General features: G+C 62.0%; 1 protein-coding gene. It reads right to left on the bottom strand.

What is annotated here, in order from left to right:
* Nucleotides 1-159: 159 nt before the first annotated feature.
* On the bottom strand, nt 160-1371 hold the full coding sequence (gene rluB / locus NUV89_RS29585) for a 23S rRNA pseudouridine(2605) synthase RluB (protein WP_124524901.1): 1212 nt from the start codon (nt 1369-1371) through the stop codon (nt 160-162).
* Nucleotides 1372-1621: the final 250 nt, after the last annotated feature.

The raw sequence follows: 1621 nt of genomic DNA, 5'->3' as shown, positions 1-1621 counted from the left end.
GCGGTGTGTCAGCCAATACATCGTTAACTGGTCCACCGCTTTCGCGAGCAAGCCCGCTCCCACATGAGCCTGCACCCACAGGTGTTATCGCATTTCAGATTCAAAGCCAAAAAAAAACGCCAACCCGAAGGTTGGCGTTTTTAGGCAGCGCTTAATAAATCACTGCGGCTTCTTGCGACCAAAACCAGGACGCTGACCCGAACCGGCCGGGGCGCCACGGCGCTTGCCCGACGGCTCGTCCGCGACCAGTTTCGGGCCAGGGCGCTTGTTCGCCGCTGGCTTGGCTGGACGCTTGGTGCTGGCGTTGTCGGCTGGGCGCTCGGCTTCACCACGGTTGCTGCGACCACCGGCCGGGGCCGGACGCGGCGTGCGTGGAGCACGTTCGCCTTCCTGGCGCGATGGCGCGGTTGGGCGACGCTCGCCTTCGATGTGCGGCTGACGGGAAATACGCCCGCCCGTGGCCGGTGCATCCAGCGCCGGGCGCACGGTCCGTGCAACGCGCTCGGTACGGGCGACAGGACGCGACGATTTACGCTGCATACGCTCAAGCTTGTCTTTGCTCTTGGCGTTCATCTGCGGCATGGCCACCGGCGTCAGGCCCACTTCGGCACTGAGGATGTCGACTTCGTACTGGCTCATTTCGCGCCAGCGGCCCATCGGCAGGTCGGAGTTCAGGAACACCGGGCCGAAACGCACGCGCTTCAGGCGGCTGACCACCAGGCCCTGGGATTCCCACAGGCGACGCACTTCACGGTTACGGCCTTCCATCACCACGCAGTGGTACCAGTGGTTGAAGCCTTCACCGCCTGGCGCTTGCTTGATGTCGGTGAACTTGGCCGGGCCGTCTTCCAGCACCACGCCAGCCTTCAAGCGCTCGATCATCTCGTCATCGACTTCGCCACGTACACGCACGGCGTATTCGCGGTCCATCTCGTAGGACGGGTGCATCAGGCGGTTGGCCAGTTCACCGTCGGTGGTGAACATCAGCAAGCCGGTGGTGTTGATGTCGAGGCGACCGATGTTGATCCAGCGGCCTTCTTTCGGCTTAGGCATCTTGTCGAACACAGTCGGACGGCCTTCCGGGTCGTCACGGGTGCAGATCTCGCCGTCGGGCTTGTTGTACATGATTACACGGCGCACCGATTCGGCGGCCTCTTCACGCTTGATGACCTTGCCATCAATGGTGATTGCATCGTGCAGGTCGACGCGCTGGCCGAGGGTGGCCTCGACGCCGTTGACCTTGATGCGCTTCTGGGTGATCCAGGCTTCGACGTCGCGGCGCGAGCCCACGCCGATACGCGCCAGCACCTTTTGCAGTTTTTCACCTGCTGGGCCGATTTCCTGGCTGTCGTTCTGGTCTTTGTCGTTCATCTTAAGCACCTCCCGGTGGGTCGATTCAGGCGTGGCCTGAAGAGTGTTGAAAGCGGGGTCTCGGCCGAAGAGGTCGGCGAAGGGTCGCGAATCATACGCGTATGGCGGGCGTTGCGCATCAGAGACTAGTTGATAAAGATGCAGTCATTGGTTTTTCCGCCGACCGGCAGCAACACAAATCAAAATGTGGGAGCGGGCTTGCTCGCGAATGCAGTGGATCAGTCGCCATCTTCGGTGGCTGACACTCCGC

This window comes from Pseudomonas sp. 18.1.10 (assembly GCF_024655625.1).
In the GTDB taxonomy this organism is placed as follows: domain Bacteria; phylum Pseudomonadota; class Gammaproteobacteria; order Pseudomonadales; family Pseudomonadaceae; genus Aquipseudomonas.
Note: the sequence above shows the minus strand (reverse complement) of the source record. Positions and strands in the feature narration are given on the sequence as shown.

What these genes read in the sequence shown, in the direction of transcription:
- rluB (WP_124524901.1), bottom strand. Translation starts at nt 1,371, where the DNA reads ATGAACGACAAAGACCAGAACGACAGCCAGGAAATCGGCCCAGCAGGT.